The sequence below is a fragment of the Carnobacterium sp. CP1 genome, from assembly GCF_001483965.1.
GTDB lineage: Bacteria > Bacillota > Bacilli > Lactobacillales > Carnobacteriaceae > Carnobacterium_A > Carnobacterium_A antarcticum.
The window spans coordinates 1,205,834-1,222,001 of record NZ_CP010796.1 but is presented as its reverse complement, the minus strand read 5'-3'; the positions used below and the strand labels follow the sequence as shown (position 1 = coordinate 1,222,001).

At 37.1% G+C, this 16,168-nt stretch carries 15 protein-coding genes and 1 riboswitch; of the genes, 12 read left to right on the top strand and 3 right to left on the bottom strand.

Annotated features, from left to right (window positions below; all coding sequences use genetic code 11):
• Window positions 1-127: 127 nt before the first annotated feature.
• From ptsG to NY10_RS05745, 4 genes are all read left to right on the top strand, one after another.
• A complete protein-coding gene (ptsG, locus tag NY10_RS05760) occupies window positions 128-1,666 on the top strand; it encodes a glucose-specific PTS transporter subunit IIBC (RefSeq protein ID WP_058919068.1) in 1,539 nt (512 codons plus the stop codon).
• Between the two features lie 4 nt (window positions 1,667-1,670).
• The gene (locus NY10_RS05755; protein ID WP_197408981.1) at window positions 1,671-2,357 is read left to right on the top strand and encodes an N-acetylmannosamine-6-phosphate 2-epimerase; all 687 of its coding nucleotides are present in this window, start codon (window positions 1,671-1,673) and stop codon (window positions 2,355-2,357) included.
• A gap of 406 nt (window positions 2,358-2,763) precedes the next feature.
• Entirely contained in the window at window positions 2,764-4,140 is a 1,377-nt protein-coding gene (gene trkA, locus NY10_RS05750) for a Trk system potassium transporter TrkA (RefSeq protein WP_058919067.1), read from the top strand.
• Window positions 4,133-5,578, top strand: a complete 1,446-nt coding sequence (locus tag NY10_RS05745; RefSeq protein WP_058919066.1) for a TrkH family potassium uptake protein — start codon at window positions 4,133-4,135, stop codon at window positions 5,576-5,578. The genes trkA and NY10_RS05745 overlap by 8 nt, the downstream gene beginning before the upstream one ends.
• A gap of 92 nt (window positions 5,579-5,670) precedes the next feature.
• Here NY10_RS05745 and NY10_RS05740 read toward each other — a convergent pair whose 3' ends face one another.
• Window positions 5,671-6,918, bottom strand: coding sequence for a voltage-gated chloride channel family protein (locus NY10_RS05740; RefSeq protein ID WP_058919065.1), 1,248 nt, complete (start codon window positions 6,916-6,918; stop codon window positions 5,671-5,673).
• An 80-nt stretch (window positions 6,919-6,998) separates the two neighbouring features.
• Window positions 6,999-7,068, bottom strand: a riboswitch (Fluoride riboswitch).
• A gap of 107 nt (window positions 7,069-7,175) precedes the next feature.
• Entirely contained in the window at window positions 7,176-7,982 is an 807-nt protein-coding gene (locus NY10_RS05735; RefSeq protein ID WP_058919064.1) for a MurR/RpiR family transcriptional regulator, read from the bottom strand.
• 178 nt (window positions 7,983-8,160) lie between these two features.
• On the opposite strand from NY10_RS05735, the gene NY10_RS05730 reads away from it, so the two are divergent.
• A complete protein-coding gene (locus tag NY10_RS05730) occupies window positions 8,161-8,670 on the top strand; it encodes a DUF1003 domain-containing protein (protein ID WP_058919063.1) in 510 nt (169 codons plus the stop codon).
• Between the two features lie 46 nt (window positions 8,671-8,716).
• Here the strand turns inward: NY10_RS05730 and NY10_RS12665 are convergent, their stop codons facing one another.
• A complete protein-coding gene (locus NY10_RS12665) occupies window positions 8,717-8,890 on the bottom strand; it encodes a hypothetical protein (RefSeq protein WP_197408980.1) in 174 nt (57 codons plus the stop codon).
• A 204-nt stretch (window positions 8,891-9,094) separates the two neighbouring features.
• Here NY10_RS12665 and NY10_RS05725 point away from each other — a divergent pair, with 204 nt between their 5' ends.
• The 7 genes from NY10_RS05725 (at window position 9,095) to gcvH (ending at window position 16,167) form a co-directional block, all read left to right on the top strand.
• The gene (locus NY10_RS05725; protein ID WP_058919062.1) at window positions 9,095-9,985 is read left to right on the top strand and encodes a DMT family transporter; all 891 of its coding nucleotides are present in this window, start codon (window positions 9,095-9,097) and stop codon (window positions 9,983-9,985) included.
• Between the two features lie 135 nt (window positions 9,986-10,120).
• Window positions 10,121-10,897, top strand: a complete 777-nt coding sequence (locus tag NY10_RS05720) for a MurR/RpiR family transcriptional regulator (RefSeq protein WP_082664197.1) — start codon at window positions 10,121-10,123, stop codon at window positions 10,895-10,897.
• A gap of 109 nt (window positions 10,898-11,006) precedes the next feature.
• A complete protein-coding gene (locus NY10_RS05715) occupies window positions 11,007-12,608 on the top strand; it encodes a PTS transporter subunit EIIC (RefSeq protein WP_058919061.1) in 1,602 nt (533 codons plus the stop codon).
• 21 nt (window positions 12,609-12,629) lie between these two features.
• On the top strand, window positions 12,630-13,955 hold the full coding sequence (locus tag NY10_RS05710) for a 6-phospho-alpha-glucosidase (protein WP_058919060.1): 1,326 nt from the start codon (window positions 12,630-12,632) through the stop codon (window positions 13,953-13,955).
• A gap of 203 nt (window positions 13,956-14,158) precedes the next feature.
• The gene (locus NY10_RS05705) at window positions 14,159-14,365 is read left to right on the top strand and encodes a hypothetical protein (protein WP_058919059.1); all 207 of its coding nucleotides are present in this window, start codon (window positions 14,159-14,161) and stop codon (window positions 14,363-14,365) included.
• 197 nt (window positions 14,366-14,562) lie between these two features.
• A complete protein-coding gene (gene gcvT, locus NY10_RS05700; protein ID WP_058919058.1) occupies window positions 14,563-15,672 on the top strand; it encodes a glycine cleavage system aminomethyltransferase GcvT in 1,110 nt (369 codons plus the stop codon).
• 75 nt (window positions 15,673-15,747) lie between these two features.
• Window positions 15,748-16,167: a glycine cleavage system protein GcvH gene (gene gcvH / locus NY10_RS05695; RefSeq protein WP_058919057.1), complete on the top strand. Its 420-nt coding sequence runs from the start codon at window positions 15,748-15,750 to the stop codon at window positions 16,165-16,167.
• The last annotated feature ends 1 nt before the right edge of the window (window position 16,168 follow it).

Below are 16,168 nucleotides of genomic sequence, written 5' to 3'. Positions count from 1 at the left end.
GAGAAAACAGCTTGTTTTCTTTCTTTTTTTTGTTTAGAAAATATTTTCTTTTTAAATGTGTTGACGAAAACATTTTCATGAAGTAGAATAAAGCAACAGAAATGAAAAAGTTAAAGGAGCGAAAAAAATGAAAACATTCTTTGAAAAAGCACAACAATTTGGAAAATCATTTATGTTACCGATTGCAATCTTACCAGCAGCAGGTTTGTTGCTTGGAATTGGTGGCGCTTTATCAAACCCGAACACCGTTAGTGCTTATCCGGTTTTAGATGTGAGTTGGCTGCAAGCTATTTTTACAGTCATGAGCAGTGCCGGAAATATCGTCTTTGCTAATTTACCTGTCATCTTTGCGGTCGGTGTTGCTATTGGACTAGCTCGTAATGATAAAGGTACAGCTGCGTTGGCTGCGTTGATCGGTTACCTCGTAATGCATTCAACAACAAATGCTATTCTAGGGCTTACTGGCCAGTTGGTTACGGAAGATTTAGCTGCTGTTGGTCAAGGCGTTACACTAGGTATTCAAACTCTTGAGTCTGGTGTTTTTGGTGGTTTAGTAGTAGGAATCATGGCTTCTTGGCTGCATAACCGTTATTATAAAATTGAATTGCCGCAGTATCTCGGTTTCTTCGGAGGTTCACGTTTTGTTCCGATCGTCACTTCTTTAGGAGCCATTATTTTAGGTACGATCATGTACTTTGTTTGGCCTTTCTTCCAAGGAATTATTTTTAGTATCGGAGATGTCGTTAATGCAACTGGATACATCGGAACTTTCTTCTACGGCTTTATCTTGCGACTTTTAGGACCCTTTGGACTACACCATATTTTCTACTTGCCTTTCTGGCAAACCGCTTTAGGTGGAACATTGGAAGTTGGTGGCCATCTAGTTCAAGGAACACAAAATATCTTCTTCGCTCAATTGGCCGATCCTTCAACAACACAATTCTTTGAAGGAACTTCACGTTTCATGTCTGGCCGTTTCATCACAATGATGTTTGGTTTGGTAGGAGCTGCTTATGCGATTTACAAAACCGCTAAACCTGAAAATAAAAAAGTTGTCGGCGGGCTGATGTTATCTGCAGCTTTAACTTCTTTTTTAACAGGAATCACTGAACCGCTTGAGTTCTCGTTTTTATTTATTGCACCACCATTATATGTCGTACATGCATTTTTTGATGGCTTAGCCTTTATGATGGCTCACATTTTCGAAATTACCATCGGGCAAACATTCTCTGGCGGATTTATTGACTTTATCCTATTTGGAGTTTTGCAAGGAAATGCCAAAACACATTGGATGTATGTTATCGTTATAGGGATCGTTTGGTTCTTCTTGTATTATTTCACTTTCAAGTTCTTGATTTTAAAATTCAATTTCAAAACGCCTGGACGGACAGATAAACTAGAAGTAGCTGAAAGCAAAGAAAAGCCAGAAGGACGAGCACTTAATATCATCAACGCTTTAGGCGGAGAAGAGAACTTGGTCAATGTAGATAACTGTGCTACTCGTTTACGTGTTACTGTTAAGGATGGGACAAAAGTTAACGAAGCTCAGTTGCAGGAAACCGGCAGCAAAGGCGTCGTGATCAAAGGAAATGGAGTTCAAGTTATTTACGGCCCGCAAGTGACGGTCATCAAAAATGAAGTAACCGAATTATTAGGAGATGAATAAGTAAATGAATATGTTAAAACAAGTAAAATCAAAATTAATCGTTTCATGTCAAGCTTTAGCACACGAACCATTGCACAGTTCATATATTATGGGCCGCATGGCAGTAGCTGTTGAAGAAGGCGGCGCTAGCGGTATCCGTGCCAATTCAAAAGAAGATATCATTGAAATCAAGAAAAATACGAAATTGCCTATCGTTGGAATCGTAAAACGCGATTATGAAGATTCAGAAATTTTCATTACCGCAACAATGAAAGAAATAGACGAGTTAGCGGAAACGGGTTGTGAAATGATTGCGTTGGACGCAACTTGCCGCAAACGTCCCAATGGTGAAAAGTTATCAGATTTTGTTCAAAACATCCGTGTAAAATATCCAGATGTTTTATTGATGGCAGATATTTCAACAATCGAAGAAGCTGTTGAGGCAGAAAAATTAGGTTTCGATTGTGTTTCAACGACATTGATGGGTTATACAAAAGAATCAGAAGGCCACAATATCGCTGATGAAGACTTTGCCAGACTAAAAGAAATTTTAAAAACAGTCAAAATTCCGGTAATTGCAGAAGGACATGTGGATACTCCTGAAAAAGCAAAACGTTGCCAAGAATTAGGCGTTTATTCAATGGTGGTCGGAAGTGCTATCACAAGACCACAATTGATCACAAAAGCATTTGTAGACAAAATGAACAGTTAATAAATAAGCTCACAGCTAGAAGTCAAAACCGACTTCTAGCTGTGAGTTTATTTAGTTGTAAAGAGACGGATTTTTTAAATTGTTTTTTGGTCTTTTTTAAGTGAATGTGCAGACAGCTTCAAGAAATATCTAGAAAAACTGTTGCAAACTATTTGAACAAGTCATAAATTAAGGAAAGATGGCCCATTTTTTATTAAAAGAATCATATAGTTGCGAAAAAAAACTCCATCAGCTATGTTAAGACTAGAATGTTTACCTATAGAGTGATAATATAGCGCATGAATGGTTTTTCTGAAAAGCATTCTGTGACTATTTTGTTTCAATTTAAATAGGAAACAAAACCACATTTTTTATTCTTAAAAAGGATATATATAAATATAAAATAGCTTGGAGGATACAAGGTACTATGAAAATCGTTATTGTAGGTGGAGGGAAAGTTGGAGAATTTCTTTGTACTGCACTTTCCACAGAAGGAAATGATGTGGTCCTCATTGAAGCAAATAGTAGAATTTTAGATCGAATCACAAATAAAACCGATATTATCGGCATTGTTGGCAATGGAGCAAACTATGATGTCCTGATAGAAGCAGCTGTTTCTGAATGTGACATATTTATTGCAGTTACAGAAAAAGATGAAATCAATATGATTTCGTCTATTATAGCCAAGAAGTTAGGGGCTAAAAACACTATTTTAAGGGTCCGGAACCGAGAATACTCCTCTCATATGGATTTTGTACAAAAGAGTCTAGGTTTGACAATGATGATCAATCCGGAACTAGAAGCTGCTAAGCATATGGCTAATTTGATTAAATTTCCTTCAGCTCTAAGCGTCGAATCTTTTGTTAATGGTCGAGTAAGCATGGTAGAAATGGAAATTGGTGAAAATAGCTCATTAATTGATATTAGTTTAATTGATTTTAAAAATCACTATAAAAACATTATGGTTATGATCGTTCTAAGAGGGGAAACGGCTTTTATTCCTTCTGGTGATGCTATTTTAAAGAAGGGTGACCGCATTTATGTAACAGGAGCCCAAAAACACTTGAACAAGTTCTATAAAGCTGTTGGGACTTATAAGGAAAAAATCAAATCAGTTTTGATTATTGGAGGCGGCAGGATCACCTATTACTTGTTAACCTTACTAGCCCCTTCAAACTTAGATATTAAAGTCATTGAGCAAAATGAAGATAAAGCATTTGAATTAAGCAGTCATTTTCCAGAAGTTGTGGTGATCAATGGCGATGGAACCGATCAAAGCTTCCTAGATGAAGAACGAATGGAAATGTATGATTCAGTTATCAGCTTAACAGGTGTCGATGAAGAAAATGTCATTAATTCCATGTATGCTGCTAAAAAAGATATGAAAAAAATCATTACTAAAATCAACCGCATCTCATTGATGAAAATTTTAGGAAGCGTAGGGTTACAGTCTATTGTGACACCAAAACGAATTATCGCAAACAGCATCATTCGTTTTGTTCGTTCACTAGAAAATTCTCAAGGTTCAAATGTTGAAGCACTTTATCGTTTGGCCGATGACCAAGTTGAAGTTCTTCAATTCAGAGTAAAGGAAAATAGCCGCATCATTAACATACCGTTACATGAATTGAATACAAAAAACAATCTTTTGATTGCTTATATCATTAGGAAAAAGAAAGTCATTTTCGCTAGTGGAGAAGATGTAATTAAACCAAAAGATCATGTCATAGTAGTTAGTACACAGCGTACATTTAATGATATTGATGATATCTGGGAATCAAAGAAGGTTAAGAAAAATGAATAATGCTATGGTGAAATACATTATTGGCGGGATACTTAGAATAGAAGCTGTTTTAATGATCATTCCTCTAATTGTCAGTTTTATTTATCGAGAAGACAGTTTATATCAATTAAGTTTTCTGATTCCTATTTTATTTTTAACCGCAACCGGTTATTTGTTATCTAGAAGTAAAATAGAGGAAAGGCAGATTTACGCCAAAGAAGGTTTTGTGATCGTCTCATTATCGTGGGTTCTATTATCCTTTTTTGGTGCTTTCCCTTTCGTTATCAGCGGCGACATACCTTCTCTGATAGATGCTTTTTTTGAAACTACCAGTGGTTTTACTACAACGGGATCAAGTGTTATTCAAAATGTTGAAGCCCTTTCGCATTCCATGTTATTTTGGCGCAGTTTCACTCAACTTGTAGGCGGAATGGGAGTCCTTGTTTTTGCATTGGCTATCATGCCGCAAATCGGTTCGGAATCTGTTCATATCATGAAAGCAGAAGTGTCAGGTCCTGTTTTCGGTAAGTTAGTATCTAAACTTTCTTCTTCAGCAAGGATTTTGTACCTGATTTACCTTTCGATGACCGCTATAATGGTTGTCTTGCTGCTTTTTGGCGGAATGAATCTTTTTGAATCATTGCTGCATGCTTTTGGAGCAGCAGGAACTAGCGGATTTGGCATTCGTAATGGGAGTATAGAACCTTATGACAGCGCCTATATCGAGACAGTATTAAGTGTGGGAATGATTTTATTTGGTGTCAACTTCAACATCTATTACCTTATTTTGGTCCGACATGTCAAAGAAGCCTTCAGCAGTGAAGAATTGCGTTGGTATTTTATGATTATTGGTTCAGCCTTTTTATTGATTTGTTTGAACTTATTCAGTACCTACCATTCATTTGGAAGAATGTTTAGAGATGTATTTTTTTCAGTTTCTTCTGTGATCACTACAACAGGTTTTTTAACTGTAGATTTTGGACACTGGCCTTTATTTTCACGAGTGATTTTATTACTACTGATGTTTGTCGGAGCAAGTGCTGGTTCAACAGCGGGTGGTCTAAAAATTTCACGAGTTATCTTGCTGTTAAAATCGGCTTTTGCAGAATTTAAACGGATTCGTCATCCCAATCGCATTGTTGCTGTGCAATACGATAATAAAACAGTGGATCGCGATATCCTTCGTAGAGTACTAAACTATTTATTGGTTTATTTAGTTATCTTTATTAGTTTGATATTAATCGTTAGTCTAGACTTTTCCGACTTTGAAACAGCTTTTGGTACAGTTGTAGCGACGTTTAATAACATTGGCCTAGGATTTAGTACGTTAGGCTTGACCGGCGATTTTTCAGAATTATCAGGATGGCTAAAAGTGTTATTGTCTTTCGTGATGATTGCTGGAAGATTGGAAATATTTCCGATGATTATTTTATTTTCTCCAAGTACTTGGAAAAAATAAACAAATTGAAAAAAGTACTGCTTTTCGTTTATTCAGCGAAGAGCGGTACTTTTTTTCAATGAGGTATTAATGAATAAAATTAAAAAAGAGGCTTAATCTTCCAAGAATAAGCTGCCTTTTTCTATACCAACTTTTTGAGAAGCATAAATACTTGAGTTTCCCGAGCAAAGATAGCTGATGACACAAATCAAAAATAGATAGACAGCATTTTCAGACCCGAATAATTCAATCCCCATTATAAAACAAGCAATCGGCGTATTGGTAGCTCCTGAAAAAACACCTATAAAACCTAGTCCAGCTAAAAAGCTGATCGGTAAATGAAGCAAAACAGCTAATGAACTTCCCAAAGTAGCACCAATCACAAATAACGGCGTAACTTCTCCACCTTGGTAACCTGTACCAAGTGTAAAAACAGTGAAAATCAATTTTCCTAAAAAATCATAAGGGCCTGAATCACCGGTAAAGGCTTGAGCAAGCAAAGGCAAGTTCAACCCCAGATAAGCGCGGCCGATGACCCAGACGAAAATTAGAATAACACATCCGCCAATGAATGTTCGAACAGTAGGGTTTGGCATCCATTTAGCATAATATTTTTTTATCAAAACAATTGAGCGGCTAAAAATTAACCCAATAAGTCCAAATGCGATTCCTGCCGCAATCAATTTTACCAATAAAGTAGCGCTAGCATCAGGAGCTGCTTCCATTTCATACACTGCATGCGTCACGCCATAACTTTTAGTAACAAGGTTTGCGAAGTAAGCCGAAAAAAAGCTGGGCAGTAAAGCTTCATGTCTAATCAAACCTAAAGCCAATACTTCCAAACCGAATACAGTGCCCGCTATAGGCGTTCCAAAAACGGCACTAAATCCACCGCTGATGCCGCAAATCACAATGATTTTACGGTCAGATTTAGTTAAGCGGATCAGTTTTCCAATAGCTTCTGCCAACGCTCCACCCATTTGAACAGCGGTACCTTCGCGGCCAGCAGACCCGCCAAGCAAATGAGTGGTCAGTGTTCCAAACAAGGTTAGAGGAACCAACCGAAGAGGAATGTTCTCTTCATTTCCATTGGCTTGTTCGATAACCAAATTATTTCCGCGAATAGCATTTTTTCCGACTTTTTTATACAAAAAAGAAATTAAAGCCCCTCCAAAAGGCAATAAGTACAGCAGCCAAGTATAAGTAGTTTGTAGTTGAGTGACCCAATCCAAGCTTATTAAAAAGAAAGCTGAAACAGAGCCGATCAAAAGACTCAACACCCCAGCTATACTGATCCATTTAAAAAGATAAACAGCGATTGCTATAAAGCTGTTTTTTGAAAAAAATTCTTTCGTTACCATTTTTTTCCTCCTTTTTCTTGCTAGCTCGTTCTAATGAAAAAAAATGACGCCTACTTAAAAAAACATACGGACGTACGTTTTCTTAAGTAGGCGTCATTAATCATAAACTTACTATGATAGTTAAGGGCGAACACCATCGCCTATTTACTTTATTGCACTAAGATTAGCATGAAAAAAAATAAAATTCAAGAAATAAACGAATGCAGATGTGCAGCTTTACCCCTGCTTTTTCAAGAAACTAAAACGGTTTGATGAAACTATTCCAAGTTTAGGGAAGCTAATGTTTTTTTGTGCTTCGCTAAATAGGTCTCATTTTCGAGTAAAGCATAACATAAAATATCTAAAATAAAGTGAATAGGCAACTGACTATTGATAAAACGTTGGTCTGTAATGGTCCGGTTATCAGAAGCAAATAAAATACCGGTGGCAATATCGGTTAATTTGGTGTGATTGCGATTGGTTATAGCAAAAATAGTCGCAGCTTCCTTTTTAGCAACTTCACAGGCTTCAACAACAGCATCTGTTTCGCCAGAGTTAGAAATGCCAATGAGCAAATCGCCTTTTTGTAATAAAGTAGCACTCATCAACATCATATGCGGATCCGTGATGGCATCAACGGTCAGTCCCATACGTGTCAACCGGGATTTTAATTCCATGGCGCTCAACCCAGAACTTCCTAAACCACAAATCAAAATTTTATTTGACTGTTGAATGGCATTAACCAATTCTCCGATTTTTGTGTGGTCGATCAATTGAGAAGAAGAGTGAACCAATTGGGTATAATAATCGGTTATTTTCTCTGTTAAGTGAACTGGCGCAGGCGCAACAATGGATTCTTGACTGATAAATGTTTTGAATTCTGAAAAACTGCGGTACCCAAGTTTATGGCAAAATCTAGTGATTGTCGCATTGGAAGTTTCCGTGAGACGAGCTAAGTCTTTAATATTCCAGTGATCAATTTGATCTTGTTGTTCTAATATAAACGTTGCAATTTGTTTATCCTTTTTTGTCAAAAGACTATAATTCTGTGAAACTCGATTTGAAAGATTAAGATTGTTTACCATTTGAACTACCTGCCTATGGATTCATTTTCTTTTAGAATACCATTTAACCAGAGATTACACAAAGCGTGATGAAACGAAGCCGAATAATTATGTTGGTTCAAACAAAGTAATTTACCGCTCTTTTTTAACTTTGGTGCTATACTAAAAGAAAAATAAGCACAAGTGGAGGCGGCATCTGATGAGAGATAAAGTTACGCGAGAAGAATTGGCTCAAATCATTTTAGACGAAGAACTGTTAACCAATGATGCAGCAGAAATCATTGAAATTCTAAAGGATACTAAAGTCTCTAAAGAAGTTAATACAAAACGTACTTCCATGACATTTGGTCAACGCTTAGCCGATCGCATCACTCTTTTTGCTGGCAGTTGGAAATTTATCATTATTTTTTTAGCTACTCTCTTAGGTTGGATCGTATTCAATCAACTTACTGGAAATCATTCATTTGACCCTTATCCATTTATCTTGTTAAACTTGGTTTTGTCTTGTGTAGCAGCGATTCAAGCCCCAGTCATTTTAATGAGTCAGAACAGACAAGCCGAACGCGACCGCAAAACTGCTGAAAATGATTTTAAAGTTAACTTAAAATCTGAAATATTATCAGAAGACATTCATGACAAATTAGACAAGATTCTGATGCAGCAAGCTGATATGCAGAAAAGAATGGACAACTTAGAAAAAAAATACTAAAAATAAGCTGAGCATTGATATGCTCAGCTTATTTTATTGCTTTTCCTTACACGCGCGGATTGTCTTTTCCAACAACAAAAGCTAATGCCAGCATAGCTAAACCAACTAAAATAAAAATAGAGCCGATAATAGGGTCTCCTGATTTAACTGGTCCAAAGTAGCCAAAAATAATTAAAATAAGTCCGATAACGATCATGATCTTTCCAAATATATTAAACATATTCCACCTCCAACAACTGTTGTTTCTTCTTTTTCATTATAGCAAAAAAACTGAAGAAGAGTACTGATATGATTTTGTTCTTCATAAAGAGACGTGTTTATAGATGGAAAATTGCTGCGGTTTTCTAATTTTAAAAAGAGAGAACTATTTTTAAGCGGTCCATGGTAAACTGTTCAATGAAGAAACGCGTAAAGGAGTTAGAAAATGAAAAGAAATCTTGGAAGACTAGGATTATTGCTTGTCACTATTATTTGGGGAGCTGCATATGTTGTCAGTGATGTGGCACTAGATGTATTAAATCCTTACCAGCTTATGACTGGCCGCTTTTTGGTGGCGTTTGTCGTCATGGTGGTATTGTTTTTTAATATGTTAAAAAGAATCACTAAAACAACGTTAGTAAGAGGCGGGATACTAGGTATCTTGTTGTATTTAGCATTTGCTTTTCAAACGGTCGGTTTGACCTACACAACTCCTTCTAAAAATGCTTTTTTAACTGCAATCAGTGTCGTTCTAGTGCCCTTTATTGGTCTGTTGCTATTCAAAAACAAAATTTCTATCAGAGCTTATATTGGCGCTTTTTTATCTATTATCGGTATTGGTTTATTATCATTAGAAGGATTCCATGGTTTTAACATAGGCGACAGTTTAACGTTGATTTGTGCTGTGTTCTTTTCGCTGCAACTTATTTTTACAAGCCGATTTGTCCGCAAAGAAAATATTTTTGCCATTATGATCGTACAAATGGGAGTAGCAACCTTATGCGGCTTGGTTGTTAACGTTTTTAGAGGAGACGCATTTCCATCTCTAACGAATGTGACTGGCAGTTTATCCATTTTGTATTTAGGTGTTTTTTCTACTATGGTTGGATTTATGGTTCAAACAGCTGCACAACGCTTTACCACAGACACCGAAACAGCCATCATTCTTTCGATGGAGTCATTATGGGGCATGTTATTTTCGATGGTCTTATTAAAGGAACAGATAACCCTGCAAATGGCTATCGGGGCAGCAGTGATTTTAATGGGGGTTTTGGTTTCTGAAGTTGATTTTAAAAAAATGAAGCATAGAAAAACGACACATTATGAAAGAGATTAAGAATTTATTTGGAGGAAGGACCATAAAAACTGGCAAGGATGCACGTTAGAAACTCTCGGCTAATTGTAGTTCGTCCTTATCTTAGTTATAATTAAAACAGTTAGATCAAGCTGGGAAGAGTAGGAGCGGATAAAATTGATTGATGTCAGCAAATTGATTCAAGGAAAAAACCTAACTGAATTAGATATCAAAATTTTAAAGTACATCCTCGAAAATATTGACGATGTTTTACAAATGGGGGTTCGAGAGATTGCGAAAGAAAACTATACCTCTCCGTCCACTGTTATTCGGTTAGCTCAAAAATTAGGGTATACGGGTTTTATTGACCTTTATTACCAATTGCTGCCAATGGTGAAAAAAGCAGCAGTTGATCTCAATGATTACACAGATGGGCTATTTAGTATTAACCAACAAGATTTATTAAAAGATCAGACTTTACAAGATGTTGAATTGTTTATCTCCAACGTTTTATCTTTGCCGCAAAAACATATTTTTATTTATGCAACAGGTTTTTCCGCTATTGCTGGAGAATACTTATATAAAAAGTTATTGGTATTAGGAAGAAAAGCGACTATTGCAACAGGAACCGACTCAATAGGTGTTTTTGAAAACAATCTACAAGATATCGGTGCATTAGTCGTTATTTCAAAATCTGGGGAAACACAGCAAGTTATTGAAAAGTTGACGATTGCTAACGAAAGCAATATTTTTACGGTCTCCTTTACTAAGGAAACAAAGAACAGGGTTGCAGAATTGTCCGATCTCAATTTTAAAATAATGGACAACAATAAGTTAGACGATCGCAATATGTTGCCGACGGTCTTTTTTCCAAGATTGCTCATGTTGTTCGAGTACTTAATGAAAGAATACCTACAGCTATTAAATTCAGATAAAAATAAAATTGAGTTGTGAAACGTGTTTCAGTTTACTGGAACACGTTTTTTTAATGCCAAAAACGCTATACAACGAAGCGCTTACACGATAAACTGAAACCATAAAAGATAACAGGGGGGAAAAAATAATGAAGACAAAATTGATGGACGGCATGCAGCGATTTTCAAAAGCGATGTTCATTCCAGTACTGATTCTGCCGATTGCAGGGATTCTGATTGCACTCGGAAATTTGTTTACCAATGCAAAACTCATTGAAACAGTTCCGTTTTTTGACAATCCAATCACAACAGGATTTGGAATGATATTATCTGGATCATTGGTGTCGATCTTAAATAACTTAGGGCTGATATTTTGTGTTGGTTTAGCTGTAGGATTGGCTAAAAAGAAAAAATCAGAAGCAGGGTTTACCTCTTTGCTGGGTTACTTGGTATTTATCAATGCAATGAACAAATTTATGGAACTAAAAGGAATTTTAGTTGAAGCAGACTCATTACAAGGAACTGGACAATCATTAGTTATGGGTGTTCAAGTACTGGATATGGGTGTTTTCTTGGGGATCATCTTAGGAATCGTGACCGCATTCGTTCATAATAAATTTGCGGATAAAGAATTTAACAACGCTTTCCAAATCTATGGCGGTTCTCGATTTGTCTTTATTGTCTTGATTCCAGTTGTGGTCTTATTAGCAATTGCGTTTACTTATATTTGGCCCTTCTTCCAAAACGGAATTAACAGTTTAGGAACATTGATCAATCAAAGTGGAAACTTCGGTATTTTCTTATACGGTACATTAGAACGCTTGTTGATCCCAACGGGTTTGCATCATTTAGTGTACACACCGTTCTTGTATACTTCGTTAGGCGGAATTCAGGAAGTGGGAGGACAACTGCTAGAAGGAGCAAGAAATATTTATTATGCTGAAATTGCTGATCCAAGTGTAAGCGTTCTTTCTCCAAGCGTTATCTGGGATGCGCGTGGTATTTCTAAAATGTTTGGTTTGATCGGTGCCTGTTTAGCCATGTACCAAACAGCTAGTCCTGAAAATAAAGGAAAAGCTAAAGCCATTTTGATACCAGCTGTTGTGACGTCATTTATTGCTGGTGTTACAGAACCAATTGAATTCTCGTTCATGTTTATCGCACCTCTTTTATTTGTTATTCATGCGGTGTTTAGCGGACTAAGTATGGTCGTTCTGAATCTCTTAAATGTTAGAGCTATCGGGCCGAATGGGTTTATTGATTTCTTATTATACAATTTGCCATTGGGAATCGAAAAGACCGGCTGGCCAATGTATATTTTAGTTGGACTTCTGTTCTTTGTTCTTTACTATGTTACTTTCCGCTTTTTGATTTTGAAATTCAATTTTAAAACGATCGGACGCGAAGAAGCCGGCCAGGAAACAAAATTGTACTCTAAAAAAGAATACAATGAAGTAAAAGGCAAAAAAACTGCTGGTGTTCAACCTCAAGAAGGAACCGGCATGGCCAGTATTATTGTCAATGCCTTAGGAGGCGCGGGAAATATCAATACAGTAACCAACTGTTATACGAGGTTAAGGCTAACGCTGAATGAGCCTGGGATGGTTGATGAAGCTATTTTGAAAAATGAAACGGGAGCTAGCGGGGTCATCATTAAAGACCAAAATGTTCAAGTGGTTTATGGACTGCAAGTCAATAGTGTTAGAAAATCTGTAGACCAGTACTTAGGCAGAGAAGAAGACGATGAATAGAAATTAGAAAGGAAGATATAAATGAAGAATTTTTCAGTAGTGATTGCAGGAGGCGGAAGTACATTTACGCCAGGAATCGTCATGATGATGTTGGATAATTTAGATAGATTCCCAATCAGAACATTAAAATTATACGATAATGATGAAGCAAGACAAGCTGTTTTAGGAGAAGCGTTGGCAATCTTATTAAAAGAACAAGCACCAGAAATCGACTTTTCTTATACAACGGACCCTGAAGAAGCCTTTACGGATATGGACTTTTGTATGGCTCATATTCGGGTAGGAAAATACGCGATGCGTGAACAAGATGAAAAAATACCATTAAAACATGGGGTTGTCGGACAAGAAACATGTGGTCCTGGAGGCATTGCTTACGGAATGCGAAGCATAGGCGGCATGCTGGAAATTATTGATTACATGGAAAGGTATTCGCCAGATTGCTGGATGTTGAACTATTCTAATCCAGCAGCTATTGTTGCTGAAGCATGTCGTGTGCTTCGTCCAACGGCTAAAGTATTGAATATTTGTGATATGCCGGTTGGAACATTAAGAAGAATGTCTCAAATCATTGGCAAACAACCTGAAGATCTAGAAGTTCGGTACTTTGGATTAAATCATTTTGGCTGGTGGACAAGTGTGAAAGACAAGGAAGGGCATGAATATTTGCCGCAAATCCGCGAGTATGTTGCAGAGAATGGTTATTTGACTCAGGTAGAAGTTGATACGCAACACATGGATCAAAGCTGGCAAGAGACCCATAAAAAAGCCAAAGACCTCTTAGCTGTTAATCCAAGGTACTTGCCAAACACTTATTTAAAATATTACCTTTACCCTGATTACGAAGTAGAACATTCAGATTGCACGTATACTCGGGCGAATGAAGTAATGGATGGACGAGAAAAAACGGTCTTTACAGCTGCTAAAAACATTATTGAAAAGGGAACAGCTGAAAATAGCGGCTTTACAATTGATAGCCACGCTTCGTTTATCGTGGATTTAGCAAGAGCGATTGCGTTTAATACGCATGAAAGAATGCTGATGATCGTAGAAAATAATGGAGCGATTGCAAACTTTGATGACGACGCTATGGTAGAAGTACCTTGTATTGTAGGCACTGACGGACCAGAGCCGTTAGCTCAAGGGAAAATCCCACCATTTGAAAAAGCTTTGATGCATCAACAAGTAACCGTAGAAAAGCTAGTTGTAGCAGCCTATATCGAAGGCAGTTATCAAAAACTATGGCAAGCTCTAACGCTATCCAAAATGATCCCTAGTGCAAAAGTAGCAAAAGATGTACTGGATGATTTAATTGAAGCCAACAAAGGATTTTGGCCAGAACTAAAATAAGATAATTAGTTAAGACAAGAAAAGCGGGTTTGCTCCGCTTTTCTTGTCTTTTTCAATTTATAAAGTACTCACGAGCAATGAAACTGTGTTCCTATTTATAATCCTATTTAATTGGAAACCTTGGAGCAAAACTTATACAATAGAAGCAGGAGAAAATACTGGAGACAATTAAGGCAACTTGGACAAAAAAGGGGTACAATCAAATGGATATGAGAGATGTGAAAAAAGCGACTAGTGTATTGACCAGCGTAGTAGGTGTAACGATCGTTGCATATGGTATTTTCTTATTGACTGAAAGAAAAGATCCTCCACTAGAACCAAAACCGCCGTCTTCAATAGAATCCTTTAGGGAAGAAAGCAGAGAAAAAGCAGCATCTGAAAAAAATGATAAAGCATCTTCAACGAATTGAAAAATAGCGAGGCATAAAAGCGTTCTTTAAAGGGAATTTAAAAGGAAGACCAATCCTAATTTTAAATAGGTTAATTCAACGATAACCTTTAATAAACCGAAGATTTGAATTATAATTTACTTGAAGAACAAAATGTGTCTTGCTATTGATGTTTAAGTTACATAGTAAATTTTTTAACTAACGGAAGGAGCGAAATAATGTCTTCAGAAACCACATTAAAACAAACGCCAATGTTTGAATACTATAAGAAACAAGGGGTTAAATTAATTGATTTTGGTGGCTGGGCGATGCCAATCCAGTTTACAGGTATTATTGAAGAACATAAGGCAGTGCGCAGTCATGCCGGTTTATTTGATGCTTCTCATATGGGAGAGTTTTTAATTGAAGGAAAAGATGCAGAGTCTTATTTGAACCATCTCTTGACTAATGATGTAACCCAAGTAGCACTAAACCAAGCACAATACCATGCGATGTGTTATCCGGACGGAGGAACGATTGATGATTTGATTCTTTCAAAACTAGCAGAAAACCGTTATTTGATCACAACCAACGCCGGCAATACTGAAAAAGATTTCAAATGGATGCAAGAGCATTTGACGGGTGACGTGAAACTTGAAGACTATTCTGATTCGATTGGGTTACTGGCATTGCAAGGACCGTCTGCCGAAAGTATTTTACAAAAATTAACAGATGTTGATTTAGGTGTCATAGGTTCCTTTCGTTTTGTCCAACAAGCAACGGTAGCAGGGATCGAAAATGTTTTAATTTCTCGAACAGGGTACACTGGCGAAGAAGGATTTGAGTTGTATGTAGAAGCTGTTCAAACAGAGAATCTGTGGCGCCAATTGGTTGAGGTGGGAGAAGTTGAAGGATTAAAACCATGCGGACTGGGTTCTCGAGATACATTGCGTTTGGAAGCGGCGCTTTCGCTTTACGGACATGAATTATCAGCAGAAATCACACCACTGCAAGCTGGCATCGGTTTTGCTGTGAAAATCAAAAAGGACAGTGATTTTATTGGGAAAACGGTTCTTGCAGTTCAACGAGAGAGCGGAGTGAAGAAAAAAATCAGAGGATTTGAATTGACAGGTAAAGGAATTGCACGTGAAGGCTGCAAAGTTTATACTGAATCCGGCAAAGAAATTGGCGTAGTGACTTCCGGAACACGGTCTCCTTCTTTAGGGAAAAGCATTGGATTAGCGTTGTTGGATGCCGCTGAAAGCAACTTTGGAACATCTATAAAAGTTGAAGTGCGCAATAAACTGGTAGATGCACTAGTAATGAAAACGCCTTTTTATCGCAGATAGAACAATAAAATAAATTGTTTTTGAGTAGAGATAAAACATTGACTAAAATTTGATAATAAAAGAGGAGAAATGAAAATGACTGAAAACGATATGAAAAGATACTATACAGAAGAACACGAATGGGTGATGCCGATCGGAAAAGATAAAATACGTTTAGGTATCACTGAATATGCGGCGAAAGAGTTAGGGGACGTTGTTTATGTAGAGTTGCCTGAAGCAGACAGCAGCGTTAGTGCAGGAGACGAAGTGGGGACTGTTGAATCAACAAAATCGGCTTCCGTTATCTTCTCGCCTGTTTCTGGAAAAATTGTAGCTGTTAATGAAGAACTAGAAGATGCTCCTGAATTAGTCAACGAAGGACCGTTTAAAGAAGGCTGGATGTCTGAAATTGAATTGTCTGATGCAAGTGAACTTGAGGAACTGCTGAGTGAAGAAGACTATGCTGCATTAATTGCTGAATTGGCAGAAGATGAAGCGAACGCAGAGGAGGAATAAC

Excerpts from the sequence above, each read along its gene's own strand:
- ptsG (WP_058919068.1), top strand. The coding sequence starts at position 128 with ATGAAAACATTCTTTGAAAAAGCACAACAATTTGGAAAATCATTTATG.
- NY10_RS05755 (WP_197408981.1), top strand. The coding sequence starts at position 1,671 with ATGAATATGTTAAAACAAGTAAAATCAAAATTAATCGTTTCATGTCAA.
- trkA (WP_058919067.1), top strand. The coding sequence starts at position 2,764 with ATGAAAATCGTTATTGTAGGTGGAGGGAAAGTTGGAGAATTTCTTTGT.
- NY10_RS05745 (WP_058919066.1), top strand. The coding sequence starts at position 4,133 with ATGAATAATGCTATGGTGAAATACATTATTGGCGGGATACTTAGAATA.
- NY10_RS05740 (WP_058919065.1), bottom strand. The coding sequence starts at position 6,918 with ATGGTAACGAAAGAATTTTTTTCAAAAAACAGCTTTATAGCAATCGCT.
- NY10_RS05735 (WP_058919064.1), bottom strand. The coding sequence starts at position 7,982 with ATGGTAAACAATCTTAATCTTTCAAATCGAGTTTCACAGAATTATAGT.
- NY10_RS05730 (WP_058919063.1), top strand. The coding sequence starts at position 8,161 with ATGAGAGATAAAGTTACGCGAGAAGAATTGGCTCAAATCATTTTAGAC.
- NY10_RS12665 (WP_197408980.1), bottom strand. The coding sequence starts at position 8,890 with ATGTTTAATATATTTGGAAAGATCATGATCGTTATCGGACTTATTTTA.
- NY10_RS05725 (WP_058919062.1), top strand. The coding sequence starts at position 9,095 with ATGAAAAGAAATCTTGGAAGACTAGGATTATTGCTTGTCACTATTATT.
- NY10_RS05715 (WP_058919061.1), top strand. The coding sequence starts at position 11,007 with ATGAAGACAAAATTGATGGACGGCATGCAGCGATTTTCAAAAGCGATG.
- NY10_RS05710 (WP_058919060.1), top strand. The coding sequence starts at position 12,630 with ATGAAGAATTTTTCAGTAGTGATTGCAGGAGGCGGAAGTACATTTACG.
- NY10_RS05705 (WP_058919059.1), top strand. The coding sequence starts at position 14,159 with ATGGATATGAGAGATGTGAAAAAAGCGACTAGTGTATTGACCAGCGTA.
- gcvT (WP_058919058.1), top strand. The coding sequence starts at position 14,563 with ATGTCTTCAGAAACCACATTAAAACAAACGCCAATGTTTGAATACTAT.
- gcvH (WP_058919057.1), top strand. The coding sequence starts at position 15,748 with ATGACTGAAAACGATATGAAAAGATACTATACAGAAGAACACGAATGG.